The sequence below is a fragment of the Ruminococcus sp. CAG:57 genome, from assembly GCF_000435935.1.
Taxonomy (GTDB): Bacteria; Bacillota; Clostridia; order Oscillospirales; family Ruminococcaceae; genus Hominimerdicola; species Hominimerdicola aceti.
In genome coordinates, this window is the sequence record NZ_FR890725.1 from 449 (window position 1) to 2,831 (window position 2,383).

Here is a 2,383-nt window from a genome sequence, read left to right on the forward strand (position 1 = left end):
CGACACTTTTCTCAGCCTTGTTTTACCCTTATTATCTGTTGTTGATACATCATAGCTTACTAAGGTCATCATTTATATCACCTCTATTTCAGCAAATAGTTCGGGTACTCATCTAGCTCGCCACGGATATATTTTGCGAGAAGCGAGCTTTGCACATATGGGAGTAGCCCTTGCTGTATCTTTTCGCCCAGATATGGGTGGACTATGCTTATGCGCTTACGCTCCTGCCATGCGGTGAGGACTTTTTTCTTGCCCTCTTTGGAGAGGTATACTGCGCCGCTGACCTGAGTTTCAAAGTCCTCGGGCTTTATCATTTTCAAGTTTATCATGGTAAGCACAAGTCGCTCCACCACGCAACGAAATTCCTCTACAAGGTCGCAGGACAGGCTGCTTCTGCCTGAACGCAGGGCGTGGTAAAAGCCGAGGCAGCTATCAAGTCCTACGCTTTCAAGGGCTGATGTATATGATGAAATCGCGATAGTATACAGAAACGAGAGCATGGCGTTTACTCTGTCGAGGGGTGGGCGTTTGGTGCGGTTGGCAAGGTAAAAATCTTCTTTTTGGTGGAGTATCAGTCGGTCAAATATATCAAAATATGCCTTTGCACAGCTTCCCTCTATACCCATGATGATATCTTTATCGGCAGTTTCATAGACGGTCTTTATGCCGTTTTCAAGATATTTTATACAATCTGTAAGCTCTCCGTCACTGTTTATATCTGGGTTATCGTGGAGCGAACGTCTGATAAGATAACGTGTATTTGAAAGCTTTGCGGCGACAGTATTCCTGATAAGGTCAAGCTGAGGAATAGAAAAAAGCTCAAACTGCTCTTTTCGCAGATAGACGTTGCCCTTTGTTTTGCCCTGAACTCTTGCGAGAAATTTACCTTGAGGAGAAATAAAATTAACGGCTATACCATATTCTGCACACTTGCCCATAAGCGCAGGTGAACAGCCCGAATAGCTGAAAATATAGATATCCTCGATATTAGTAAAAGGCACACGGAACTTCTCGCTGTCCTCTGCCCTGCACACTATGTTTTCGCCGTCAAGTGTGAGGTAGGCAGTTTCTTCGAGAATATAAAGTGAATTGAGCAGTTTACGCATTGTTTTCACCTCCGTTCATGGAGAAAATCGTATTTTTCACGCTATATTTCTTCACTTTTGGAAAGCACATATCCGACAGTGAACAGCCTGAACATTTCTGACCTTTTACACGCTTTGGAATAATATCCGCTGCAAGTATCTCACGCATTTTTCCAAGATAGTCGCAAAGCATTTTATCATACTCTGCGCCCTGAGTATCAAAGGGCAATTCTGATCGTCTGCGCACATCTGCATAGTACAGAAAACATCGACTATTGCAATGAAATACGTTATCCACGCAAAGCTTCTGCGCATAGACTTGTATAGCGTCGGTCTGATTGAACTCCCCTGCTTTGGGCCTGGTGGGTTTATACTCCACAATTTCCACACGGAATGTGCCGTCCAGAGTATCTATATAGTCACCGCTTTTGTCACGGACGAACTCGATACAATCTACAACTCCGAAAATATTGTACTTAGGGTCATCGTTATACACTGACACGTCACTTCGGACGATCTTACGCTTATTTTCAAAGTTGCGCTCGCCGCTGTGGACGTTCTCATGGAGGAGGTTTGCTTTGACGACAAAGGCGTTTTCAGCCCAGTCGTCATTAACTTCTAAAAGAGCAAACCTGCGTGGACAATACATATAATGCTGTATGTCACGGATATTGATAGTTACATCTTCGCTCATCAGAGCTTTTCAATAAGGGTAACGCCCTCAGGCATATCCTTATCTATGGAGATATCATAGTCTGAGTAATGTCTTGGAGTTGTCACGCCGTCTTTGAGCTTAACTGACACCTTGTCAAAGAGGATATGTGCAGGGGCATTGCCCAGGGCGGAGTCATGCTTGAACACGATAAGCTTACGCATACAAAGCTTTCCTCTTGCGGCGCTTCTGTCATGCTCGAACATATTGATGATAGATGTCCAAAGAAGCTCAAGGTCGTCCTCGCTAAAGCCTGTTATCTTCTGAGCGAGCATTGCGGAAACATAGCCCTCGCCACGATAGAGAGCATATGGGATTATGCTCTTTTTGCCCATTTCGGTCTCACCGCTCTGCTGTCTGTCTTCTGTTGTTCTTGCCTGTCTTGTGATTGTGATATCCTGAGCAAAAACAGGGTCGATACTTCTTGCAAAGTTGAGCTGTACAGGACCTCTTACAATGCCGCACGGGTCATCGCCTGTACTCATTACTGCACCGAAAGTTCTTACGTCAAAGTAGTTCTGACAGATATAGTCACGAACCTGCTTAACGTCATCAGGATTCTTGCCTTTCTGCTTTGTGGCAAGAC

Annotated in this window: 3 protein-coding genes; all 3 read right to left on the reverse strand. The window is 44.7% G+C overall.

The annotated features are described in order from the left end of the window. Window positions 1–83: 83 nt before the first annotated feature. On the reverse strand, window positions 84–1,106 hold the full coding sequence (gene cas1c, locus QVO88_RS05965; protein ID WP_022287595.1) for a type I-C CRISPR-associated endonuclease Cas1c: 1,023 nt from the start codon (window positions 1,104–1,106) through the stop codon (window positions 84–86). Continuing rightward, window positions 1,099–1,779: a CRISPR-associated protein Cas4 gene (gene cas4 / locus QVO88_RS05970; RefSeq protein WP_022287596.1), complete on the reverse strand. Its 681-nt coding sequence runs from the start codon at window positions 1,777–1,779 to the stop codon at window positions 1,099–1,101. Before cas4 ends, cas1c begins: the two co-directional genes overlap by 8 nt. Next, window positions 1,779–2,383 (reverse strand): type I-C CRISPR-associated protein Cas7/Csd2 (gene cas7c / locus QVO88_RS05975; RefSeq protein WP_288177820.1); only part of this gene is annotated, 605 nt, incomplete at its 5' end. The genes cas4 and cas7c, both read right to left, overlap by 1 nt.